Raw genomic sequence first — 21,904 nt, 5'->3', positions numbered from 1 at the left:
CTTGCTCGCCTGTCGATTGTTACCCTTCGGTTGCGGGTGCACCGCCTTGAAACGCATTCCCATTTGCATAGTCACATGGGGTTTCCTGCATCTGTAGGTGCAGCCCGTCACCTTTGTAGGGATGGGCTCGGGCAAGGCCTTCATCGACCTCGATACCAAGGCCGGGCTCGATCGGAGGAGTGACGAACCCCTTCTCGACGCGGATGCTTCCCTTTATTAGTTGATCGTGGAATGGGGTCTCGATGCTTTCAAGCAGCAGCAGGTTCGGGATCGACGCCGCAAGATGAATATTCGCCGCCCACTCGATCGGTCCCGCATACAGATGGGGTGCCATCTGGGCGTTGAAAACCTCGGCCATTGCGGCGACTTTCTTCATCTCCCATATACCACCAGCGCGTCCCAACGCAGGCTGAAGGATTTCGGCGGCCCCGGCGCGCAGGACCGCGCCAAATTCCGCCTTGGTTGTCATCCGTTCACCGGTTGCGATAGGGATACGGACAGTGCGCGCCACACGGGCCATATCCTCGATCATGTCGGGGGGTGTGGGTTCTTCGAACCACAGTGGTGAAAAGGGTTCCAGCGCTTGGCCCAGACGTATAGCTCCGGCTGTGTTGAACTGACCATGAGTACCGAACAGCAGATCGGCCTTGTCTCCAACTGCCTCACGGATCGCTTTGCAAAACGCTATCGACATTGAGATATCGGACATAGCGGGCATGTGCCCACCGCGGATCGTATAAGGCCCGGCAGGATCAAACTTGACGGCGGTATAGCCGCGCCGGACCATTTCAGCAGCACTTTCTCCGGCCTGCTCAGGTGAAGTCCAGAAGTCCGTCAGGTTATGCTGAGGAAGTGGGTAGAGATAGGTATACGCCCGGATACGGTCGTTCATCCGCCCACCCAGCAGCGCATAGACCGGACGATCACGATCCTTGCCCAAAATGTCCCAGCAGGCGATTTCGAGCCCCGAGAACGCACCCATGACGGTCAGGTCTGGTCGCTGAGTGAAGCCGCTGGAATAGGCGCGGCGGAACATCAACTCGATATTCTCGGGGTTTTCGCCCTGCATGTGCCGTTCGAATACATCGCGAATGACATGGGTCATGGCTTCGGGACCAACCGAGGACGCGTAGCATTCCCCCCAACCGATCACGCCCGTATCCGTGGTGACCTTGACCAAAATCCAATAGCGCCCACCCCAACCCGGTGCCGGAGGCGCGGTGACAATGACATCGAGATCTTGCAGTTTCATCGGGTGTTCCTTTTGCGGGGTTCAGTCGCGATCAAACAAGATTACATTGCGTTTGGCCGCACCGGACTTGGTGTCTTCGATGGCCTCATTGATCTGCGACAGGGTCCAGCGACCCGAGATCAACTCGTCCAGTTTCAGCCGCCCCTGTTCATACAGATCGATCATCCACGGGATGTCGCGCTGGATCACTACATCGCCCATTTTTGAGCCCACCATGCCCTGGCCAAGCGCGGCCAGCACGACGGGTTCGTAACTGGACATGTCACCAGAATGGGGCATCCCGATCATGATCGCCTTACCGCCCCGACCAAGATAACGCGGGGCCTGATCATAGGCGGGGATTGCACCAACAGTAATCAAGACGGCGTCTGCGCCACGTCCGCCCAGCGCCTTGTAGGCGGCTTTCCACGGCTCTTTCTGGCTGGCCAAAACACCATGGGTCGCGCCGAACTCCATTGCGATATCCAGCTTATCCTGTGTCATATCGACCGCAACGATACGGCGAGCTCCGGCAATACGTGCGCCTTGGATTGCGTTCAAGCCGACGCCCCCGGCGCCGATGACAACCACGTCCTGCCCGGGGCGAAGCTGGGCGGCGTTGACTGCTGCACCAACACCGGTGATCACCCCACAGGACAGCAGGCTGGCAAGGTCCTTGGGCAGCGTTTCGGGAATGCGGACGATTTGTCGGTGGCTGACAACTACCTTTTCGGCAAAGGCCCCGCATGCCATGGCCTGTTCCAGCGCATCACCTTCGGCAGTCTGCAGCGGGCCTTTGACCGTGTCATACGGTGTCTCACAAATGGTGGGCTTGCCACCGGCACAGGACGGACAGCTTCCGCAGGCGCGGATCAACGTGACCACGACGGGATCACCAAGTTTGAAATCCCCTGCGCCCTCGCCAACGGCAGAAACGAAGCCTGCCGCCTCGTGCCCATAAACCGCGGGCAAGTGGCCGCCCCATGCGCCGCTTGCAAAGGAAATGTCCGAATGGCAAATCGCCACTGCATCCAGCGTTACCTCGACCTCGCCCATGCCGGGTGGTGCGATCAGGATGTCTTCGATGACCAGAGGTTCGCCGAAGGCCCGGCATACGGCTGCTTTGATGGTTTGCATGTGTTTTCCCGCTCCCTAACGGGATCACGGTGACCCGTCCCGGCGGGACCTGCAAGGTGGAAACCGTCACGGATGTGTCGTTGTTCTGCCAAAGTGGGGTAGACGCAAAAGAATCCACCTATTGATAAGCATTGTGTGGGTCATCGGTTCAGTGTGCGACAACCAAACAGATCGGCGCACGGCGTATCGGGGTCGGGACATCGACGGTGGCTGGCTACATTCGTTGCGAGATCTGGTGCATCAACCCGGCAAGATGCTCAGGATGCGAAAAAAACGGCGAGTGAGAGCTGTCTATCGTAAGGTGCATATCAGGGTCCGCGCAGCCCGCCATCTCGGCCTGATATTCGGTCGGAACGATTCTGTCATCGGTAGTTCTGATGTACCCTTTTGGAACGCGCGCGAAGTTATCGCCGACGTCTAGGGGGGTAGTCTGCGGTGCAATCGCCTGGGGGCACAGGCGCGCGAATGCATAGGCAACCACCTCGCGCGCGCAGTCGTGATAAAGCAGGTCGTGCACCTGATCCGGTACCACCGAATACGACAACCCGTCGCCGGATACTTCGACGGCATTTCCGATCAGTTGGCGTGGGGCTCGTTTGCGCATTTCGACCATAGATAGCCCGGATTTCGGAACATAGGCACTTAGATAAATCACACCTCGCATGGCGTTCGCGTCGGTCTCGGCAGCCGCACTTACGGGATATCCACCCCACGAGTGCCCTAAGATGATGGTCTTTGGTGTCGAAGCCTTCAGCACGGCATCTCTGCACGTTCCAAGGGTTACATCGCGGATAGGCGTCGGGTCCGAGCCGTGGCTTGGCATATCGATGGCGCGGGCGGTATGTCCGAATGTGGTCAATTCCGGGATCAGATCGCGCCAGCACCAGGCACCGTGCCACGAGCCATGTACAAGCAAGAAATCTGCCAACAATCCCTCCTTCAAATATGTCCGATCTCTGTCAGAAAATCACCGATCAGTTGGGCAAAGTCCTGAGGGCGCTCGACGCAAGGCAGGTGGCCTGCCTTTCGGATCAGCGCAAAGCGTGAGCCAGGGATCAGATCGACCGTTTCGCGCACCAGATCGGGCGGGGTTGAGCCGTCTTCGCTGCCCGCAATCCCCAAGGTCGGCAGGCGCAATCCGCTGGTTGGCGTATAGAAATCGGTGCCAGAAATTGCACTGCAGCAGCCCAGATAGCCATCGACCGGTTGTCGGACCATCATGTTGCGCCAAAGCGTCATCTCGGCGCTGGCCCGAAATGATTTCGAGAACCACCGATCCATAGTGGCATCCGCCAGTGCCTCGATCCCGCCTTTACGGACAGCATCCATACGCTGCTGCCACATCTCGGGAGTGCCGATCTTGGCGGCCGTATTCGACAGCACCAGCGCGCGGATCTGATCCATACGCTTGACCGCCAGGCCCTGCGCAATCATGCCACCGACGGACAGACCCACGAATACGCAATCCTTGACCTCTAGATAATCCAGCAATTGTTCGGCGTCGCGCACCAGATTTCCCATGGAATAGGGCGCTGAGGGTGCTGTTGACAATCCGTGCCCGCGTTTGTCGTACCTAATGATGCGCAGCCCTTTGGGCAGTAGCGGCAATATCGGGTCCCACAGCCGCATATCCGTGCCCAGTGAATTAGCAAACACGATGGGGGCGCCAGCGGCGTCGCCATCAATTCGGTAGTGTATCCGAACATCTTTGAGGTCAGCGATATGCATGTTTAGCGTCCCCGTCTGCTCAGGGTGTCGGTTAAAACGACTACAACCGGATTTTGCACCGGCTGTAAGCGATTGTCAGGTAAGGAATTCCAACGCCCGTTCAAAGATCTGCGGATCCACGTTGCCGCCCGAGGCGACTACGATCACCGCATTCCCATCAATCTGATCCTTGCGAAACAGGGCAGAGGCCAGCGAAACCGCTCCTCCGGGTTCCAGCACGATCTTCAGACGCAGAAACGCAAAGGCCATGGCGCGTAGGGATTCCTGTTCAGATACCGACAGACCAGGGCCGCAAAGCCGCTGCAGGATGGGAAAGGTTATCTGCCCCGGCTGTGGCGTCAGGATTGCGTCGCAGATGTTTCCCGAAGTAGCGTCGTTGCTTTGGATCGTCCCGCTTGCCAGCGAGCGTTTCACGTCTTCGAACCCTTCAGGCTCGCATGGACGAGGGTGCAGACCGGGCGCGTGACGCTCTAACGCCAGCGCGATACCAGATGTCAGCCCGCCGCCGCCACAGCAGATCAGCACGTCACCTTCGGTCACACCCAGCGCCCGTGCCTGACGCGCCAGCTCCAGTCCCGTTGTTCCCTGGCCAGCGATCACTTGCGGTTCGTCATAAGGCCGGATCAAGGTCAAACCGCGCTCGGCAGCCAATGCCTCGCCGATGTCTTCGCGGCTTTCGCTGGCGCGGTCATAAAGGACGACCTCACCGCCCAGCGCGCGGGTGTTTTCAATCTTCAGCTTCGGCGCATCCGAGGGCATGACGATGACGGACGAGATTCCATGTTGAGCCGCTGCATAGGCAACACCCTGTGCGTGATTGCCCGAGGAATAGGCGATGACGCCCCGGTTGCGCGCCGCTTCATCCAATGCCGAAATAGCTGACCACGCGCCGCGAAATTTGAAGCTGCCGGTGTGTTGCAGGCATTCGGGTTTGATCAGAACGCGGCGACCCGCGATTTCATCCAGAAAGGGTGATGACAGAAGCGGCGTCTCGCGTACGTGACCTTTCAGCCGCTCGGCGGCGGCTTCGATCATGTCTATGTTGCTCATTTGGCGTCCAGTATCTTGCGGATCAGGTCTAGGGATTGAGGCTCGTTCAGGAACGGGACATGTCCTCGGCCCGGCACTTCGGTCGAGATCAATTCGGGGTGGTGTGCGTGCATCTTCTGCACCGTGGCTTTGCTCAACAAGTCGGAATTTGCACCGCGGATCACGCCGGTGGGGATCGTGCTCAGGGCGTCGAACAAAGGCCACAGGTCCGGTGCCGGGGTGATGGCGGCCTGCTCGATCAGCGCTTGTCGCAATGCGGGGTCATAACGCAGCTGTAGCCCGGTATCGATTTGAATGTATTGATGTTCTACCTGCTGTTTCCAGACGTCCTGAGCGATGCCCGGGAACTGAGGTGCCATCATCGCGTGCAGGACCTGCGCAGCCTCATCATAGGATTGTGAACTTGGGGGATTGCCGACATAGTCCATAATCTTGGCAATGCCACCGGGTTCGATCACCGGGCCAACGTCGTTCAGGATAACACCTGCCAGCCGGTCAGGATGGCTGGCGGCCAGCGCCATGGCGACCAGCCCCCCGCGTGATGTGCCCAACAGGGTCACTTTCTTCAAGCCCAGTTGATCCAGCAGTTCAACCGCATCCAGCCCCTCGCGCAGGATGTTGTAATTCATGTAGTTCGCATCAAAATCGGACTTGCCGCGCCCGCGATAATCCATCGCAATCATACGAAGATCACTCATATGTGGCGCAAGAAATGAAAAGTCGCGGCAGTTGCGCGTCAAACCGGCCAGGCAAAGCAGAGGATGGCCCGTGCCGGTATCTTCATAGTACAGGCGTTTGCCGTCCGAGGTGGTGAAATATGCCATCAAAGTCCTGCCAATTGCGGGATCGTCGTCAGGTCCGGCAGCACATGTGCAGGTTTCCACGGCAGGCGATCCATTGGTTCGCCAGCGCGGTTGACCCAAGCTGTGACAAATCCATAGCCGCTTGCCCCGGCAGCGTCCCACCCGTTTGAGCTGACGAACAGCACTTCATCGCGCGCGCAGCCGAAGCGGTTCTGCACCAGATCGTATACGCTGGCATGGGGTTTGAAGACCCCCACGCTTTCGACCGACAGAACATCATTCAGCACATCACCGATCCCGGCAGACTGCACCGCCCCGTTCAGCATCGGGGGTGAACCGTTGGACAAGATGGCGGTCTGCAACCCACCGGCCTTCAGCGCCTTCAACATATCGGGGACCTCGGGATAGGCCTGCAACTCCCAATACAAATCGAGCAGACGCTGCCGAAGGGTGTTATCCCCCTGAAGGCCTACCGCTTCCAAGGCCCAATCCAGCCCATCTTGCGTGACATCCCAAAAGTCACAATGCGCATCAGCGACAGCACGCAACCATGTATATTGCAGTTGCTTCAGACGCCAGTGATTGGCCAACTCGGGCCATTTGCTAGCCAACGCTTCAAATCCGGGCTCTGTTGCGGCCTGCCTGGCGGCGGCGGCCACGTCAAACAGAGTACCATAAGCGTCGAATACACACGTGGTGATAGCCATCCGATCCTCCCCTGATCGGGCGCAGATAATCACAACCGGTTCCGGGGTTAAAGAGGGCAGGGTTTACAATGCTGTGTCAGCCTCTAGGCTGCGCCGTTCATTTCTTTTCAGGCCGGAGGCCATCATGACCGCAATCAAACAAGGCGACACGGTTCGCATCCACTACACCGGAACTCTGCTGGACGGCAAAGTCTTCGACAGTTCCGAGGGGCGCGATCCGTTGGAGTTTGCGGTTGGTTCCGGGCAGATCATACCCGGTCTGGACGCTGCCCTGCCGGGCATGGAGATTGGCGAGAAGAAGCGTGTCGAGATCGATTGCGTTGACGCCTATGGCCCGATCAATCCGGGCATGCGGCAGCAGATCCCGCGTGAAGGCATCCCGGATGACATTCCGCTTGAACCCGGCACGCAGTTACAGATGCAAACTCCTGACGGTCAGGCATTGCCAGTGACTGTCGTCGAGGTAGATGAGGCGACAGTGACCTTGGATGCAAATCATCCACTAGCGGGGCAAGATCTGGTCTTCGATATCGAAATCGTTTCGATCAACTGATGCTGATTGGATCAAAGGCCCGGCATATGTGACAACAACGGCTCAATCGCATCGCGCACGGGCGGTTGGGTCAGAAACACAAAGGCAATCAGCAGCGATGTGAGAATCAGCAGCAAAAGACGCGCACGTCCGCTTCCTGATTTGCGTTTCAAAGCTGGCGAGCGCGTGTTGCTCGCAAGGATCTGTTCAAGTTTGCTCATATCGTAATCCCTGCGGGGCAAAGATGTTCAAATCTTGGCACCCGCAGGGAAAGATATAGTCACATGGCCTCTGGCTGGGGCATGCCCAGAATATGATACCCGCCGTCGACGCGGATGATCTCACCCGAAGTATAGCTGCCGGCGTCGGACGCAAGATACACGGCGGTGCCTCCGACGGCCTCCAGCGTGGCATTCGAACGCATCGGTGCGTTCTGGTCGCAGAACTTGTAGGTCTTGCGTGCACCACCAATAGCCGCACCCGCCAATGTTTTCATCGGGCCGGGCGAGATGGCGTTCACGCGAATACCCTCGGGGCCCAGATCGTTCGCCAGATAGCGCGTCGCCGATTCCAGCGCAGCCTTGGCGACGCCCATGACATTGTAGTTTGGCACAACCTTGTTCGATCCCTGATAGGTCAGGGTCAACAATGTGCCGCCATTGTCCTTCATCAGCGGATAGGCGCGACGTGCAACTTCGATGAACGAATAGGCCGACACATCCAGCGAGTGTTTGAAGTTTGCCCGCGTGGTGTTCAAGAATCGACCGGTCAGTTCGGACTTGTCCGAATAAGCGATAGCGTGGACAACAAAATCTATTGTTGGCCAGCGGGCGGACAACTCGCCAAACGCGCGATCCAGTGAATCATCATCGGTCACATCCGCATCGACCATGAAGTCGCTGCCCAAGCTTTGGGCCAGCGGTTCAAGCCGTTTGCCAAACGCCTCGCCCTGATAGGTGAAAGCCAGCTCAGCGCCTGCTTCGTGCATGGCTTTGGCGATGCCCCACGCGATAGAGCGGTCATTAGCCACGCCCATGATCAGGCCGCGTTTACCCTTGAGAATATCCGACATCTTGTTCACCCGTTATACTTCGACAGAACCATGGATCCGTTGGTGCCGCCAAAGCCGAAGCTATTGGTCATCACGCTGTCCAAGCCTGCGTTTTCAACCACTTGAGTTGCAATTTCACCGGGCAGGATGCCGTCGGCAAGTGTGTCGACATTGATCGACGGAGTAATGAAATCATGTTCCAGCATGAGCAGGCAGAAGATCGCCTCAAGCGCGCCCGCTGCGCCTTGCGCGTGACCGGTCATCGATTTTGTCGATGAAATCGGAGGCACACTGCCTTCACCAAAGATACGGCGTACGGCTTCGACTTCTCCGACGTCGCCCACTGGGGTCGAGGTGCCATGGGCATTGATGTAGCCGACCTTGCGGCCTTCGGGTACAGTCGACAGCGCCAGACGCATCGCGCGCTCGCCGCCTTCGCCGGATGGTGCCACCATGTCGTGCCCATCAGATGTCGCGGCATAGCCGGTTACTTCGGCATAGATTTTCGCACCGCGTGCCAGCGCATGCTCGAGGTCTTCCAGAACCACGATGCCGCCACCGCCGGAAATCACAAATCCGTCGCGGTTCTGATCGAATGCACGCGAGGCTTTATCAGGTGTGTCGTTGTACTTGGACGACATCGCACCCATCGCGTCGAACAGGCAGGACAGGGTCCAGTCCAACTCTTCTCCTCCACCTGCGAACATCACATCCTGCTTGCCCAGCATGATCTGTTCAGCCGCATTGCCGATGCAGTGCAGCGAGGTCGAGCAGGCCGAGGTGATCGAGTAGTTGATACCTTTGATTTTGAACGCGGTCGCCAAGTTCGCAGAAATCGTCGAACACATGCACTTTGGCACTGCAAACGGGCCGATCCGTTTGGTTGCGCCGGTTTTCAGCACGGTTTGGTGCGCGGTCAACATCGCGCTGGTCGATGGTCCACCCGAACCTGCCACCAGACCTGTGCGCGGATTGACCACCTGATCTTCGGTCAGCCCGGCGTCCGCGATGGCCTGATTCATCGCGATATGGGCATAGGCAGCACCCGGACCCATGAACCGCAGGGTCCGCTTGTCCACGTGATCGGCCACATCGATTTTCAGCGAACCGGCGATTTGGCTGCGAAAGCCGTGCTCGACCATCTGTTCGCTTGCTACGATGCCGGATTTGCCTGCTTTGAGCGAGGCGAGCACCTCTTCGGCATTGTTCCCGATCGAGGACACAACCCCCAGACCGGTGACGACTACTCGACGCATGTGCGTACTCCTTATTGCGGCCGGTCAGGCTCAGGCGTCTGACAGAACGACCTTCATATCCTTGACGTCGTATATCAATTCGCCATCGGCTTCGACGATGCCATCTGCCACACCCATGGTCAGGCGGCGCGTCTGGATCGCCTTTTTGAAATCAATCTTATAGGTCAGCATCTTCCGGTCCGGGCGCACCATGCCGGTCAACTTGACCTCTCCGACGCCAACTGCCATGCCACGTCCTTGCCAGCCGCGCCAGCCGAGGTTGAAGCCGGTCAGTTGCCACAAACCGTCCAGGCCCAGACAGCCGGGCATGATCGGATTGCCAGGGAAATGGCAGTCAAAGAACCAAAGCTCAGGTGTGATATCGAATTCGGCCAGCACATGACCCTTGCCATGCGCTCCACCGTCGCCGGAAATCTCGGTAATGCGGTCCATCATCAACATCGGCGGAGCCGGCAACTGCGCGTTGCCAGGGCCAAATAGTTCGCCGCGGGCGCATTTCAGCAGATCGTCCTTGTCAAAACTGCTCGGGAATTGGGCCATTCTGCCGCCTCTCCTGCCTGGGTCCGTTTATTACATCTGGCCTCGTCTATCACCCGTATGCAAGGTCCTGCAAGACCAGCACTCCATATCTTGTTGTGACTACAATATTCTTTGCGAATGAATTTCATTTGAAATTGCAGGCAGGGCACACTTATATTAAGGGCAGCAAAACACAGGTATCGGATTCATGACACCTCAGAGCCGTGAGATCGCTGCAAATTGGTTGGTTGACGCAGGTTTGCGCCCCACGCGCCAAAGGGTTGCTTTGGCCGAATTGCTTGTGGGCGACGGTCTGCATCGTCATGTGACAGCGGAAAGCCTGTTTGAATCCGCAAAAGCCAAAGGTGACGCGGTTTCGCTGGCGACCGTATACAACACATTGCGGGCGTTTTGCGATGCCGGGGTGCTTCAAGAGATAACTGTTGACGGGTCCAAAAGCTATTTCGACACCAACACGCATGACCATCCGCATTTCTATTGGGAAGACGAAAGCCGTCTGAGCGATGCACCATCCGACCAATTGGTGATCCAACAATTGCCGGAAGCTCCTGAAGGCGTCGAAATCGCATCGGTCGATGTGGTGATCCGCCTGCGGAAGAAGTAACCTCTAATCCTTACATAACAACGTAACCAACGCATGCTCAGCCTGCATGATCATTGGATCTGTCGGCCCCGTGCCATGCCGTGCCAATACAACAGATTCGGTTGCATCTGGATCGGTGATCGGCAGGCTTATCACGCGGACCTGATCATAACTGAAGCCGTTTTTAGGGCTGGTATAGCTTATCCCGATGCCTTCCCCATGAGCGGCCAGGCTGCGCGAAAGCTCCAATGATTCCGCTCGGTGCGAGATTGTGGGGTTCAAACCTTTGCGTCTGAAAAGCGCGAGTACATGCTGTGCAGACAAACCCTCTTTAGACAGAATCAGTGGATATGACGCTAGCTCGGTCAGGGTTAGCTGCTTGGCCGCCGCCAGTGTATGATCAGGTGAAAGCAGTGCGTGTGGGGTGCTGTCGAACAACTTCTTGCAGGAAATACCGGCATCCATGCCGAGGTCATAGGTGAGTGCAAAATCGTATCTGCCATCGATCAGGCCGGAAATCAGGCCTTCGAACGTCTCAACCCCGTGTGTCAGGACGACGTCGGGCAAAGCTTCTTGCAGGCGGTGCAGAGATTGGGCCAGAAGAAAGGGTGCCAGATCGACAAAGCATCCCAGGCGTAATCGGCGCTCGCCGGTTATCGGCTGCATTGACTGTTCCAAATGCGCAGCTCGCTTCAACAAGGCCTCGGCCTCTTCGATGAATTTGCGGCCCTGCGGGGTCAGCGCCATCGCGGCACCCCGTCTTCGGGCAAACAGTGGATATCCCAAACGTGATTCGACCCGGGTCAGCGCATTGGACAAGGCAGGTTGCGAGACATTTAGGCGTTGTGCCGCAGCAGACAGGCTGCCATGCCGGCCGATGGCGCAAACATATTCGTACTGGCGCAGAGTGAGGTATAACATAGAGTTAATACCTAATTTGAAAGATATGATTTGAACAGATGTCTTGTTCATGCGCAGATCGGGCGACAAATCTAAGGAGACCGCGATGACTCACCCTCTTGTTTCTCAGGCCATGATCGACAACTTCCAGACGGACGGCGTTGTGTTGGTCAAAGGCCTGTTCGCCGATCATATTGAAACCCTACGGGCCGGGGTTGCCGCGAATATGGCCGAGCCGGGTCCTTATGCTTCGGAGAACAGGAAAGATGGCGAAACCGGCCGTTTTTTTGACGACTATTGCAACTGGTCCCGTATCCCGCAGTTTCGTGAAGTGATCGAAAAATCTCCTGCTGCTGAAGTAGCGGCCGACCTCATGCAGTCGCAATCTGTGCAGATGTTCCATGACCATGTTCTGGTGAAGGAACCCGGAACCTCGATGGCAACGCCGTGGCATCAGGATGGGCCATACTATTTTGTGGATGGTCAACAGAATATCAGCTTCTGGTCACCGTTGGATCCGGTGAAACAAGCGACCTTGCGCTGCGTTGCCGGTTCGCACCGCTGGGAAAAAGAAGTGCTACCTACCCGCTGGGTCACGGAAGAAGGTTTCTTCCCCGACGAGGGGCAGTACATGCCGATTCCGGACCCAGATGCCGAAGGGATGAAGATTGTAGAATTTGAAATGGAGCCCGGTGACGCAGTGGCCTTCAATTATCGCACACTACACGGGGCTCGAGGCAATACTTCCGATAGCCGACGCAGGGCATTTTCGCTGCGATTGGTTGGTGATGATGCACGTTATGTCGAGCGTCCAGGCCGGACTTCGCCGCCATTTCCGGGACATGAAATGGTGCCGGGGCAGCGGCTGCGCGAGGACTGGTTCCCAGTTCTGCTACAGCGTTAGAACCTAGAACCACTGGCCCGATTCGATCAGGCCCAGATCCAGCAATTGGCGCGAGTCCCACTCGAACGGAGTTGAATGGTTCCAGCAGAAGTTGGAGATATCAAACGTCGATCCGGCGTTCGTCTTCAATGCTTTGGCCGCCCGGAACGAACAGATCGCGGCGGTCAAGTTGTTGTGCCACGGGCAGGCGTAGGTGTTGTATTCCGGCTCATTGAAAGTGTGATCAGGCAGAAGTTTCAGATCGGCTTTTGCTTTGAATAGCGAAATCCGATCGATACGGCGTCGTTCATACGGGATATGATCTTCGAACCGCCAACGCAGACCACCGGACATATCCAGTTGCCGCTCTAGCGGCTTGCCAGATGCGTCATGCCGCGTGTGGGCGTAGTATCCGGTCTTGTCCAGCATTGCGTGGTCGGGGGCCACTCCGTTTGGATAGGCCGTCAGATCATTCGCATAAAGATCGATCACATGGGTCAGCATGGCCTGGCGCCGTTCTTCAGAATGGAAGGCCAGCAACTCTCCGACCGAGCGGGTCTCGCAGAAAGGGTAGAACAGATATTCAGAGTTGTAGCAGTAGTATACCCACGTGCCTTGAGCCGCCTGAATGATCCGATTGACGGCCTCAAATACGACGGTTCTGGGCGCGCAGGTCATCGTCACTCGATGAACCCTTTCCCCCAGCGCTTCATCCAGCGTGAATTCCTGGGGCAGGAATGTGATCACGGATTTGAACCCCAGCTTCAAATGATGGTGCAGCGTCCCTTCTAGCTCGACATTATCTTCGGCAAATATCAGTGCCACGGGTCCCTTGCTCAGGATCGACCGATCGGATTTCAGAAGGTGATCAAGGGATTCGTACTGCATCGTTGGTTTCGTTGCCGCCTTGCTGGAAATTCCCGCCAAATTCGGGTAATTGCGCCAGCATTGCAAGCGGCGTTCGATACGTATAGACGACGCCGACCCAGCGACTGCAAAGGCCAACCCATGTCTGAACCGAAAAAGCTGTTTATCAAGACCTATGGCTGTCAGATGAACGTCTATGACAGCGAACGCATGGCCGAAGCGCTGGGCGGACAGGGCTATGTCGAGACCAAATCGCCCGATGATGCGGATATGATCCTGCTCAATACCTGCCACATACGAGAAAAGGCAGCTGAGAAAGTCTATTCCGAACTGGGCCGTTTCAAGGGCCTCAAGGCGGAAAAGCCGGAACTTAAAATCGGTGTCGCAGGTTGCGTCGCTCAGGCCGAAGGCGAGGAAATCATCCGCCGCCAGCCGCTTGTCGATCTGGTGGTGGGGCCGCAAAGCTATCATCGCCTGCCCGAGATGGAGGCGAAGACGCGCGCGGGTGAAAAGGCGCTGGATACCGAGTTCCCCGAAGAAGACAAATTCGAAAAGCTCGAGAACCGCCCCAAGGCCAAGCGCGGACCGACGGCATTCCTGACCGTGCAGGAGGGGTGTGACAAGTTCTGTGCCTTCTGCGTTGTGCCCTATACACGCGGGGCCGAGGTCAGCCGCCCGGCAGATCGCATCCTGCGTGAGGCCCGCGATCTGGTTGAACGCGGTGTGCGTGAGATCACGCTGCTGGGGCAGAACGTAAATGCCTATCACGGGGCTGGACCGGACGGAGACATGACCCTTGCCGGTCTGATCTGGGAATTGAACAAGGTCGACGGGCTAGAGCGCATACGCTTTACCACCTCGCACCCGAACGACATGGATGATGCGCTGATCGAAGCGCATGGCACCTGTGAGAAGTTGATGCCATATCTGCATTTGCCGGTGCAGTCGGGGTCGGACAAAATTCTGAAGCGGATGAACCGCAGCCATACGGCTGAAAGCTATCTGCGATTGATCGAGCGTATCCGAGAAGCGCGCCCCGATATTCTGATGTCCGGCGATTTCATCGTGGGCTTCCCGGAAGAAACGGAAGAGGATTTTCAGGCTACTCTGGATTTGGTCGAAGAGGTCAAATACGGCTACGCCTATTCCTTCAAATACTCGACGCGACCCGGCACACCTGCAGCAGAACGGCCACAGGTCGAGGCCGAAGTGGCGGATGAACGCCTGCAGCGCTTGCAAGGGTTGATCACGCGCCACCAGCGCAAGATTCAGGACTCGATGGTCGAAAGGACTGTTAATGTCCTGTTTGAAAAGCCTGGGCGGCAACCGGGCCAGATGGTTGGAAAATCCGAGTATCTGCATGCGGTTCACGTCGCGGACGCTGATATCGCGAGCGGCGACTTACGTAAGGTAAGGATAAAATCGTCTGGCGCGAACTCGCTGGGTGGTGAGTTGGTCTGATCCCTTGTGGCTGGCCCGCAAAGGGTTTTCGCCTTGAAATTTAACCCTTGATTTATGGCTTGGAACTATGTTCCGAGGAAGGCTAGATTTTTCTGGGCCGAATTTTGGGTGTCGACAAACTCATCGACCCCGCCTGAAGGCCCGCCTTTGCGGAGGGTACGAGTAGTGAGCTGGATACGTTTTCCGAGTGTAAACCTTTCCCGTGTTTTGTCGGCGACTGTCGTGTTGCTATCTTGCGCTGCCCCGACTTTGGCCGGCGATGTCGTCGGGGAAGTCACTGAGCCCGACGTAATCTCGTCTCAGCGTTTCGCGCGCGACGTCAATGCGTTCTATCTGGGGGTCAGCGCCGGACATGCCTCGGGCGGTTCGGACGAGTTTGGCCTGCGCGTGAACGACGGAGACACGTTTGCTGCGGGCGACCTTAAGCCAAGCGGAAATTTCGCAGGTTTTCGCGGTGGCTGGCGCGGTATTCTGCCAGCCAGAGGTGGGCGCGACTATGTGTATGGGCTGGAAGTCGGCTATGACTTTGGCACGCTCGATGACATCACCTCGTCCCGATCCGGCGGGGCAGAGGTCAGCGGCAGATCCGCGATATCGGATGTTTTGTCCATCCGCTTGCGGAACGGGCTGACGAACCGCAGCGGCAGTGTCCTCTATTTCGTGACTGTGGGTTATGTCCGCGGCGATATCACCACGTCAGGTTCACTAACTGATGCAAGCGGGACAAGCCGATTTGAGAGCGAGGACCGCCGACAAGGTTTCTCGGCCAGCTTGGGCGCTGAACACAAACTGAACGAAAATTGGTCGATCACCGGCGAGATCGAGTATCTGCAGTTCGAATCAAAAACGGTCGAACTGGGTCCGTCATTCTCGACCAAATCGACGCCAAGCTATCGCGGACTGCGGATCGGGTTGAACTATACATTCTGATACCCGTGCGATTGGCGTTCATAGATGGCTGTTTCAGCGTTCATCGGCGCATTTGTCATGAGGTGTGCAAATTTTGAAACTGCCGCTTGCGTCTACCTCTTCAGTTTGTCTACGCTCAAGGTGAACCGCCAAGACAGGAGAACGGATTGGCCATCGGTGCCCTGACCCCACCGCAAGATGACATGCCCCAGCGTGAGGCGCTTGTTGAATTTCCAGACAACAGATTATTGATCGATTTGTGCGGAGAGTATGACCGCAACTTGACCGATATCGAACAGAAGCTCTCGGTGCAGATTGTGCGACGCGGCAATCAGCTTGTCGTGCTGGGCGACGAGGATTCGCAAAAGCAGGCGATTGAGGTTCTACAGGCCCTCTATACACGGCTCGAAGGTGGGCGTGATGTGGAAGCCGCAGATGTCGACCGCGAGTTGCGCATGGGCAATTCCGAGGTCGGAACTGGCACGCGCGATGGTGACCAGCTTGAGATGTTCAAGGGTGGCACGGTCGAGATCAAGACACGCAAAAAACTGGTCGAGCCGCGCACCGACGCCCAGAAGGCCTATGTGCAGTCGCTGTTCAACAACGAACTGGCCTTTGGCATTGGACCCGCGGGCACCGGCAAAACCTATCTGGCCGTTGCGGTCGGGGTGTCCATGTTCATTGGCGGGCACGTTGACCGCATCATTCTCAGCCGTCCGGCGGTCGAGGCCGGTGAAAAGCTCGGTTACCTGCCCGGTGACATGAAGGATAAGGTCGATCCCTACATGCAGCCGCTTTATGACGCGCTGAATGATTTCCTGCCCGGAAAACAACTTGCCAAGCTGATCGAAGAAAAGCGGATCGAGATTGCTCCGCTTGCCTTCATGCGCGGTCGTACGCTGGCAAATGCATTTGTGGTGCTGGACGAGGCGCAGAATGCCACAACGATGCAGATGAAGATGTTCCTGACCCGGCTTGGTGAAGGTAGTCGGATGGTTATCACCGGCGACCGGTCTCAGGTTGACCTGCCGCGCGGTGTGCAATCGGGTCTCAAGGATGCCGAACGGTTGCTGAAAACGATCCCGAATATCAGCTTCAACTATTTCACCTCGAAAGATGTCGTCCGCCATCCGCTTGTCGCCGCCATTATCGAGGCGTATGAGGCCGATGCGGGGCGCGAAACCGGATAACTTTCAAGGCGCCGATTGAAGCTGGGCTCGGAGCCAAAGGTATGAATCTGGAAATCACGCTTGAGGATGATCGCTGGCGCGGGCTGGAGCCTTTGGCCACGCGCGCAATTGCTGCTGTTCTGGAGTATTGCGATCTTGAGGCGGATCAATGCGAAATCAGCTTGCTGGGCTGCGATGATGCACGGATCGCTGAATTGAATGCTGAATTTCGTGAAAAATCCACGCCGACCAACGTCCTCAGCTGGCCTGCCGAAGAACTGGCCCCGGATCGGGCGGGAGACACTCCGCCGGCTCCGCAACCTGACTTTACTGGCGAAATCGTGCTGGGCGACATTGCGATCTCTTATGACACCTGCGCGCGCGAAGCAGCTGAAGCCGGCAAAAGCACCGACGATCACGTGACGCATCTGATCGTTCACGGTACACTACATTTGCTGGGGTATGATCACATTCGTGACCTCGACGCCACTTTGATGGAAAGGGTCGAGGTCGAGATACTTGGCAAACTGGGTATAGATGACCCATATAATGTATGACATGGGCACCTTTGCCCGATCATTTGGAACAGGATAATGGGCGAAACAGACGGCAGTTCTAGGGCGGCGCATGGCGCGCATTCTCAGAACAGCAGCAATGACAGCGACGAAAGAGGCGGGCTTTTTTCTCGACTCATCGACGTATTTTCTTCTCAGGGCGAAGAGACCAGCCAGCTAAACGGGGCAGAGGTCGTCAGCGCTCAGCCAAGGGGCATGATCAACCTGCGCAGAATGCGGGTCGAAGATGTTGCGATCCCAACAGCCGAAATCGTATCGGTCCCCTCGACAACCCCGAAAGACGAACTTGTCCAGATTTTCCGCGACAGCGGCTTGTCACGCATTCCGGTTTACGATGGCACTTTGGATACGCCATTGGGGTTTGTGCATCTCAGGGACTTTGCGCTGACTCATGGCTTTAACGGCAACTCTTCCGAGTTCGATCTGAGTTCGATGCTGCGGACATTGCTGTTCGTGCCACCATCGATGCCAATTGGCGTTTTGCTGACCAAGATGCAGACAGAACGTCGCCATATGGCTCTGGTGATCGATGAATACGGTGGAGTCGATGGTTTGCTGACTATCGAAGATCTGATTGAACAGGTTGTCGGAGAAATCGCCGACGAACATGATGCCGACGAAGATCAGCTATGGATACAAGAGAAACCCGGCTGCTACGTGGTTCAGGCGCGTGTACCACTTGAAGAGTTCGAGGCCGAGATTGGCCGCTCTCTGACCAGCCACGAAGATGTAGACGAAGAAGAGATCGACACATTGGGCGGTTTGGTCTTCATGCTCTCGGGGCGGGTTCCGGCGCGTGGTGAGGTTGTATGCCACCCCGAAGGGCCCGAGTTCGAGGTCATTGACGCAGACCCGCGCCGCATAAAACGGTTGCGTGTCATGCTGCCGGATATTGTTGCATGAACCCTGCCGAGGGGTGGCCCTTTTGGCTGCGGTTGGTGCTGGCGGCGCTGTTGGGTGTCGCAGCGGCCAGTGGTCAGGCACCATTGGGATATTGGCCAATAAGCTTGCTGTCGCTGGTGCTGATAGCGCCGTTGTATCTGAGCACTGAGACAAATCGTCGAGCGGTTTTGCTGGGTTGGGTCTTCGCAACGGGCTATTTTGCGCACGCATTAAGCTGGATTATCGAGCCGTTTCTGGTTGATGTCCAACGCCATGCGTGGATGGCCCCTTTTGCTCTGATCTTCTTGTCGGGCGGGTTGGCCTTGTTCTGGGCGTTGGCCTTCGGAGTTTCGAAACGCATCGGTGGAGCGCCCGTCTTGCAGGGGGCATTGCTGTCTGTAACGCTGGCGCTGGTCGAGTTTGCGCGTGGCTACATTCTGACCGGATTTCCTTGGGCAGGCATCGCGCAGATTTGGGTAGATACGCCATTTGCCCAGACTCTGTCACTTGTCGGCCCTTATGGATTGGGAGCGCTGACACTGCTTGCCACAGTGCCATTGGGCGCAGCCTTGTTCAGCAATCGTACCCGAAGCGGCATCGTTGTACCTATCGCGTTGACCGCAGGCTGTGCGGCCTTGGCTTTGCTCTATGCAGCGAACCGACCTCCAGTCATGCCCTCTGGTCATATCGTGCGGCTGATTCAACCCAATGCACCCCAGCACCAGAAATGGGATCCTGCCTATGCGTCAGTGTTTTTCGCACGCCAACTTGAATTCACAGCGGCCGAGCCCCGCCCGGACCTAATCGTCTGGCCGGAAACCTCGGTCCCAGCATGGCTGGGCAGCGCACAGCCCTATCTTTCAGCAATTGGCGAAGCGGCACAGGGCGCCCCGGTAGTCCTGGGCATTCAGCGTGCCGATGGGCAGCAGATCTATAACTCGATGATCTATCTAAATGAGGAGGGTCAGCAAGACGGGCTATACGATAAACATCACCTGGTGCCCTTTGGGGAATACGTGCCATTTGGTGAAGTGATGGCACGGTTCGGTATCTACGGGATGGCCGCAACCACAGGGAATGGCTTTAGCGCGGGGCCAGGTGCCGCATTGATGGATGTAGGCGTGCTTGGCAAGGCGCTGCCGCTGATCTGCTACGAGGCGGTATTCACGCAGGATATTTTATCCGCGCCGGATCGTGCGGATTTTCTTTTGCAGATTACAAACGACGCTTGGTTCGGAACGCGTTCCGGCCCGTATCAGCACCTCGCCCAGGCGCAGATGCGTGCAATCGAACAAGGCCTACCGATGTTGCGCTCGGCCAATACCGGAGTTTCGGCAATGATTGGCCCATTGGGGCGGATCACCGAGGCGCTGGCGCTTGGGCAGGCGGGGTTTATCGACGCCGAATTGCCGCGTCCTCATGCCCCTACCGTTTATTCTCGAATTGGAGACAGTCCGGTATTTTTAGCTTTGTTGGTGCTATTTGCGCTGCTATGTCGGTACGCCCGGCGCGTAAACGACCAATTTCCGATTGACCCTGTCAAACGCTAAGCGTATTCGATCACACGCCTGCCACAACGGCTTCCTGACGTGGTGGGGAAATCTTAATGGAGCACTTTCATGTCCCGACAGAATTATATTTTTACTTCGGAATCCGTTTCCGAAGGGCACCCGGATAAGGTCTGCGATCGTATTTCCGATGCAGTACTAGACGCATTCCTGCGCGAAGAACCCGAGGCCCGCGTGGCCTGTGAAACATTTGCCACTACCGATCGTGTGGTTATTGGCGGCGAAGTGGGTCTGTCGGATCAGGACAAGCTGCATGATTATATGGCGCATATCGACGATATCGCGCGGGCATGTATCAAAGATATCGGCTACGAGCAGGACAAGTTTCACCACGAAACCGTCGAAGTGACGAACCTGTTGCACGAGCAGTCGGCTCATATCGCGCAAGGCGTGGATGCTGCCGATAACAAAGACGAAGGTGCAGGCGATCAGGGCATCATGTTCGGCTATGCCACGACCGAGACGCCAGCGCTTATGCCTGCACCGATCCAATACTCGCATGCTATCCTTCGCCGTCTCGCTGAAGTTCGCAAAAATGGCAGTGAACCCGCCCTTGGCCCGGATGCAAAATCACAGTTGTCTGTTATCTATCGCGACGGCACGCCAGTCGGTGTCAGCTCAATCGTGCTGTCGACGCAGCACATGGATGAGGCGCTGACCTCGGGTGATATTCGCGCCATTGTCGAGCCCTATATCCGTGAAACCCTCCCTGACGGCTGGCTGACCGCCGAAACCGAATGGCACGTGAATCCCACCGGCAAGTTCGTCATCGGCGGTCCGGATGGTGATGCGGGTCTGACCGGTCGCAAGATCATCGTCGACACTTATGGCGGTGCAGCACCTCACGGTGGTGGCGCATTCTCGGGCAAAGATCCAACCAAGGTGGACCGCTCGGCGGCTTATGCAGCGCGTTATCTGGCCAAGAATGTCGTTGCTGCAGGGATGGCAGAGCGCTGCACCATTCAGTTGAGTTATGCGATTGGGGTGTCAAAGCCCCTATCGATCTATGCCGACACGCATGGAACTGGCCAGATTGCCGATGCAGTGATCGAAAAAGCAGTTGGGCAGGTGATGGACCTGACTCCGCGCGGAATTCGCCAACATCTGCAACTCAACAAGCCGATTTATCAGAGGACCGCTGCTTATGGCCACTTTGGTCGTGAACCCGATGCGGACGGCGGATTCAGCTGGGAGCGCACCGATCTAGTGGACGCGCTGAAACAGGCGGTCTGATCAAAAAATTAGAAAAACGCGCCGGTTTCGGCGCGTTTTTTGCAAGCGGGCGACCACTTGCAACAATTTCAGCCCCGCAGTATGGGCTGCGCCATGAGTACAAAGAGCCCAAAACGCCCGCGCAGAAATTTTTATGGCCGCTTTAAGGGCAAAACCCTGAAGCCCAGTCAAAAGGCTTATCTGTCGGAAGACCTTGCTGCCTTGTCCCCCGGTGCGGTGGATTGGGACGGTAATCCTGAACGCGATCCGCTTGATCTCGACGGTCTATTCAGAGGCAAGCCTGTTTGGCTTGAGGTCGGCTTTGGCGGCGGTGAGCATCTGGTGCATCAGGCTCAGCAAAACCCGGATATCGGCATCATCGGAGCCGAACCCTATATAAATGGTGTTGCGATGCTGTTGGGTAAAATCCGTCAGGCCGGTGTTGAAAACCTTGCCGTACATCCCGGGGACGCGCGAGACTTGTTCGACGTTTTGCCAGAAGCCAGCATATCGCGCGCTTTTCTGCTCTATCCCGATCCATGGCCCAAAACACGGCATCACCGCCGTCGGTTTGTCACACCTGAACATCTGGAGCCTTTAGCGCGCGCGTTAAAGCCAGGCTCAATCTTTCGCGTTGCCACAGACATCCCTGACTATGTGCGCCAAACGCTGGAAGAGGTGCCGCGGGCAGGCTTCGAATGGCTGGCCGAGCGCCCCGCCGACTGGCGGGAGCCGTGGGATGACTGGATTTCCACGCGCTACGAACAGAAGGCGCTGCGCGAAGGCCGTACACCCCATTACCTGACCTTCCGCCGCAAAAACTGATTGTCGCTGGACCAACCGGCCCCAATTCGCTAATC

General features: G+C 57.0%; 24 protein-coding genes and 1 riboswitch. Of the genes, 11 read left to right on the top strand and 13 right to left on the bottom strand.

Annotated elements, in window-relative coordinates:
* Positions 1-19 precede the first annotated feature (19 nt).
* The 7 genes from ACR0I1_RS07440 to ACR0I1_RS07410 form a co-directional block, all read right to left on the bottom strand.
* Positions 20-1,252, bottom strand: a complete 1,233-nt coding sequence (locus ACR0I1_RS07440; RefSeq protein WP_480705668.1) for a mandelate racemase/muconate lactonizing enzyme family protein — start codon at positions 1,250-1,252, stop codon at positions 20-22.
* A gap of 21 nt (positions 1,253-1,273) precedes the next feature.
* Positions 1,274-2,368: a Zn-dependent alcohol dehydrogenase gene (locus ACR0I1_RS07435; protein WP_480705666.1), complete on the bottom strand. Its 1,095-nt coding sequence runs from the start codon at positions 2,366-2,368 to the stop codon at positions 1,274-1,276.
* Between the two features lie 214 nt (positions 2,369-2,582).
* Positions 2,583-3,296 carry an alpha/beta fold hydrolase gene (locus tag ACR0I1_RS07430; RefSeq protein WP_480705664.1) on the bottom strand — a complete coding sequence of 238 codons (714 nt, stop codon included), beginning with the start codon at positions 3,294-3,296 and terminating at the stop codon, positions 2,583-2,585.
* A gap of 11 nt (positions 3,297-3,307) precedes the next feature.
* On the bottom strand, positions 3,308-4,096 hold the full coding sequence (gene pcaD, locus ACR0I1_RS07425; RefSeq protein ID WP_480705662.1) for a 3-oxoadipate enol-lactonase: 789 nt from the start codon (positions 4,094-4,096) through the stop codon (positions 3,308-3,310).
* 75 nt (positions 4,097-4,171) lie between these two features.
* Entirely contained in the window at positions 4,172-5,146 is a 975-nt protein-coding gene (locus ACR0I1_RS07420; protein WP_480705660.1) for a threonine ammonia-lyase, read from the bottom strand.
* On the bottom strand, positions 5,143-5,970 hold the full coding sequence (locus tag ACR0I1_RS07415; protein ID WP_480705658.1) for an alpha/beta fold hydrolase: 828 nt from the start codon (positions 5,968-5,970) through the stop codon (positions 5,143-5,145). The genes ACR0I1_RS07420 and ACR0I1_RS07415 overlap by 4 nt, the downstream gene beginning before the upstream one ends.
* Positions 5,970-6,656, bottom strand: coding sequence for a haloacid dehalogenase type II (locus ACR0I1_RS07410; protein WP_170511492.1), 687 nt, complete (start codon positions 6,654-6,656; stop codon positions 5,970-5,972). The genes ACR0I1_RS07415 and ACR0I1_RS07410 overlap by 1 nt, the downstream gene beginning before the upstream one ends.
* 124 nt (positions 6,657-6,780) lie before the next feature.
* Here ACR0I1_RS07410 and ACR0I1_RS07405 point away from each other — a divergent pair, with 124 nt between their 5' ends.
* A complete protein-coding gene (locus tag ACR0I1_RS07405) occupies positions 6,781-7,209 on the top strand; it encodes an FKBP-type peptidyl-prolyl cis-trans isomerase (protein WP_170397592.1) in 429 nt (142 codons plus the stop codon).
* Positions 7,210-7,220: 11 nt separating this feature from the next.
* Here ACR0I1_RS07405 and ACR0I1_RS07400 read toward each other — a convergent pair whose 3' ends face one another.
* Genes ACR0I1_RS07400 through fabA form a run of 4 tightly spaced genes read right to left on the bottom strand, consistent with a single transcriptional unit; the run spans position 7,221 to position 10,035 of the window.
* The gene (locus ACR0I1_RS07400) at positions 7,221-7,409 is read right to left on the bottom strand and encodes a hypothetical protein (RefSeq protein WP_480705656.1); all 189 of its coding nucleotides are present in this window, start codon (positions 7,407-7,409) and stop codon (positions 7,221-7,223) included.
* Between the two features lie 59 nt (positions 7,410-7,468).
* Positions 7,469-8,260, bottom strand: coding sequence for an enoyl-ACP reductase FabI (locus ACR0I1_RS07395; RefSeq protein ID WP_170397587.1), 792 nt, complete (start codon positions 8,258-8,260; stop codon positions 7,469-7,471).
* Positions 8,261-8,265: 5 nt separating this feature from the next.
* Positions 8,266-9,495 carry a beta-ketoacyl-ACP synthase I gene (fabB, locus tag ACR0I1_RS07390; RefSeq protein ID WP_170397584.1) on the bottom strand — a complete coding sequence of 410 codons (1,230 nt, stop codon included), beginning with the start codon at positions 9,493-9,495 and terminating at the stop codon, positions 8,266-8,268.
* Positions 9,496-9,525: 30 nt separating this feature from the next.
* Positions 9,526-10,035, bottom strand: a complete 510-nt coding sequence (gene fabA / locus ACR0I1_RS07385; protein WP_170397581.1) for a bifunctional 3-hydroxydecanoyl-ACP dehydratase/trans-2-decenoyl-ACP isomerase — start codon at positions 10,033-10,035, stop codon at positions 9,526-9,528.
* Between the two features lie 187 nt (positions 10,036-10,222).
* On the opposite strand from fabA, the gene irrA reads away from it, so the two are divergent.
* Positions 10,223-10,639, top strand: coding sequence for an iron response transcriptional regulator IrrA (gene irrA / locus ACR0I1_RS07380; RefSeq protein ID WP_170397577.1), 417 nt, complete (start codon positions 10,223-10,225; stop codon positions 10,637-10,639).
* A gap of 3 nt (positions 10,640-10,642) precedes the next feature.
* Here the strand turns inward: irrA and ACR0I1_RS07375 are convergent, their stop codons facing one another.
* Entirely contained in the window at positions 10,643-11,539 is an 897-nt protein-coding gene (locus ACR0I1_RS07375; RefSeq protein ID WP_480705653.1) for a LysR family transcriptional regulator, read from the bottom strand.
* Between the two features lie 85 nt (positions 11,540-11,624).
* Here ACR0I1_RS07375 and ACR0I1_RS07370 point away from each other — a divergent pair, with 85 nt between their 5' ends.
* Positions 11,625-12,422, top strand: coding sequence for a phytanoyl-CoA dioxygenase family protein (locus ACR0I1_RS07370; protein ID WP_170564552.1), 798 nt, complete (start codon positions 11,625-11,627; stop codon positions 12,420-12,422).
* A 3-nt stretch (positions 12,423-12,425) separates the two neighbouring features.
* Here the strand turns inward: ACR0I1_RS07370 and ACR0I1_RS07365 are convergent, their stop codons facing one another.
* Entirely contained in the window at positions 12,426-13,289 is an 864-nt protein-coding gene (locus ACR0I1_RS07365; protein WP_170609068.1) for a hypothetical protein, read from the bottom strand.
* Between the two features lie 120 nt (positions 13,290-13,409).
* On the opposite strand from ACR0I1_RS07365, the gene miaB reads away from it, so the two are divergent.
* From miaB to trmB, 8 genes are all read left to right on the top strand, one after another.
* Positions 13,410-14,729, top strand: coding sequence for a tRNA (N6-isopentenyl adenosine(37)-C2)-methylthiotransferase MiaB (gene miaB, locus ACR0I1_RS07360; protein ID WP_170397564.1), 1,320 nt, complete (start codon positions 13,410-13,412; stop codon positions 14,727-14,729).
* A 165-nt stretch (positions 14,730-14,894) separates the two neighbouring features.
* A complete protein-coding gene (locus ACR0I1_RS07355) occupies positions 14,895-15,659 on the top strand; it encodes an outer membrane beta-barrel protein (RefSeq protein ID WP_170397562.1) in 765 nt (254 codons plus the stop codon).
* 146 nt (positions 15,660-15,805) lie between these two features.
* Positions 15,806-16,828 carry a PhoH family protein gene (locus ACR0I1_RS07350; protein ID WP_170404555.1) on the top strand — a complete coding sequence of 341 codons (1,023 nt, stop codon included), beginning with the start codon at positions 15,806-15,808 and terminating at the stop codon, positions 16,826-16,828.
* A gap of 41 nt (positions 16,829-16,869) precedes the next feature.
* Positions 16,870-17,364 carry an rRNA maturation RNase YbeY gene (ybeY, locus tag ACR0I1_RS07345; protein WP_170404552.1) on the top strand — a complete coding sequence of 165 codons (495 nt, stop codon included), beginning with the start codon at positions 16,870-16,872 and terminating at the stop codon, positions 17,362-17,364.
* A gap of 36 nt (positions 17,365-17,400) precedes the next feature.
* Positions 17,401-18,285, top strand: coding sequence for a hemolysin family protein (locus ACR0I1_RS07340; protein WP_480705650.1), 885 nt, complete (start codon positions 17,401-17,403; stop codon positions 18,283-18,285).
* A complete protein-coding gene (lnt, locus tag ACR0I1_RS07335; protein ID WP_170636459.1) occupies positions 18,282-19,814 on the top strand; it encodes an apolipoprotein N-acyltransferase in 1,533 nt (510 codons plus the stop codon). Before ACR0I1_RS07340 ends, lnt begins: the two co-directional genes overlap by 4 nt.
* A gap of 15 nt (positions 19,815-19,829) precedes the next feature.
* A riboswitch (SAM-SAH riboswitch) is annotated at positions 19,830-19,878 on the top strand.
* 5 nt (positions 19,879-19,883) lie between these two features.
* Positions 19,884-21,065 carry a methionine adenosyltransferase gene (gene metK / locus ACR0I1_RS07330; protein ID WP_480561127.1) on the top strand — a complete coding sequence of 394 codons (1,182 nt, stop codon included), beginning with the start codon at positions 19,884-19,886 and terminating at the stop codon, positions 21,063-21,065.
* A gap of 93 nt (positions 21,066-21,158) precedes the next feature.
* Positions 21,159-21,869: a tRNA (guanosine(46)-N7)-methyltransferase TrmB gene (trmB, locus tag ACR0I1_RS07325; RefSeq protein ID WP_480705648.1), complete on the top strand. Its 711-nt coding sequence runs from the start codon at positions 21,159-21,161 to the stop codon at positions 21,867-21,869.
* Positions 21,870-21,904 lie beyond the last annotated feature (35 nt).

The organism is Ruegeria sp. B11 (assembly GCF_056539785.1).
Note: the sequence above shows the minus strand (reverse complement) of the source record. Positions and strands in the feature narration are given on the sequence as shown.

Coding starts and splice junctions, on each gene's coding strand:
- trmB (WP_480705648.1), top strand. CDS start 21,159: ATGAGTACAAAGAGCCCAAAACGCCCGCGCAGAAATTTTTATGGCCGC.
- ACR0I1_RS07365 (WP_170609068.1), bottom strand. CDS start 13,289: ATGCAGTACGAATCCCTTGATCACCTTCTGAAATCCGATCGGTCGATC.
- fabA (WP_170397581.1), bottom strand. CDS start 10,035: ATGGCCCAATTCCCGAGCAGTTTTGACAAGGACGATCTGCTGAAATGC.
- ACR0I1_RS07405 (WP_170397592.1), top strand. CDS start 6,781: ATGACCGCAATCAAACAAGGCGACACGGTTCGCATCCACTACACCGGA.
- metK (WP_480561127.1), top strand. CDS start 19,884: ATGTCCCGACAGAATTATATTTTTACTTCGGAATCCGTTTCCGAAGGG.
- ACR0I1_RS07415 (WP_480705658.1), bottom strand. CDS start 5,970: ATGGCATATTTCACCACCTCGGACGGCAAACGCCTGTACTATGAAGAT.
- ybeY (WP_170404552.1), top strand. CDS start 16,870: ATGAATCTGGAAATCACGCTTGAGGATGATCGCTGGCGCGGGCTGGAG.
- miaB (WP_170397564.1), top strand. CDS start 13,410: ATGTCTGAACCGAAAAAGCTGTTTATCAAGACCTATGGCTGTCAGATG.
- pcaD (WP_480705662.1), bottom strand. CDS start 4,096: ATGCATATCGCTGACCTCAAAGATGTTCGGATACACTACCGAATTGAT.
- ACR0I1_RS07400 (WP_480705656.1), bottom strand. CDS start 7,409: ATGAGCAAACTTGAACAGATCCTTGCGAGCAACACGCGCTCGCCAGCT.
- ACR0I1_RS07340 (WP_480705650.1), top strand. CDS start 17,401: ATGGGCGAAACAGACGGCAGTTCTAGGGCGGCGCATGGCGCGCATTCT.
- ACR0I1_RS07395 (WP_170397587.1), bottom strand. CDS start 8,260: ATGTCGGATATTCTCAAGGGTAAACGCGGCCTGATCATGGGCGTGGCT.
- ACR0I1_RS07370 (WP_170564552.1), top strand. CDS start 11,625: ATGACTCACCCTCTTGTTTCTCAGGCCATGATCGACAACTTCCAGACG.
- fabB (WP_170397584.1), bottom strand. CDS start 9,495: ATGCGTCGAGTAGTCGTCACCGGTCTGGGGGTTGTGTCCTCGATCGGG.
- lnt (WP_170636459.1), top strand. CDS start 18,282: ATGAACCCTGCCGAGGGGTGGCCCTTTTGGCTGCGGTTGGTGCTGGCG.
- ACR0I1_RS07435 (WP_480705666.1), bottom strand. CDS start 2,368: ATGCAAACCATCAAAGCAGCCGTATGCCGGGCCTTCGGCGAACCTCTG.
- irrA (WP_170397577.1), top strand. CDS start 10,223: ATGACACCTCAGAGCCGTGAGATCGCTGCAAATTGGTTGGTTGACGCA.
- ACR0I1_RS07410 (WP_170511492.1), bottom strand. CDS start 6,656: ATGGCTATCACCACGTGTGTATTCGACGCTTATGGTACTCTGTTTGAC.
- ACR0I1_RS07375 (WP_480705653.1), bottom strand. CDS start 11,539: ATGTTATACCTCACTCTGCGCCAGTACGAATATGTTTGCGCCATCGGC.
- ACR0I1_RS07440 (WP_480705668.1), bottom strand. CDS start 1,252: ATGAAACTGCAAGATCTCGATGTCATTGTCACCGCGCCTCCGGCACCG.
- ACR0I1_RS07420 (WP_480705660.1), bottom strand. CDS start 5,146: ATGAGCAACATAGACATGATCGAAGCCGCCGCCGAGCGGCTGAAAGGT.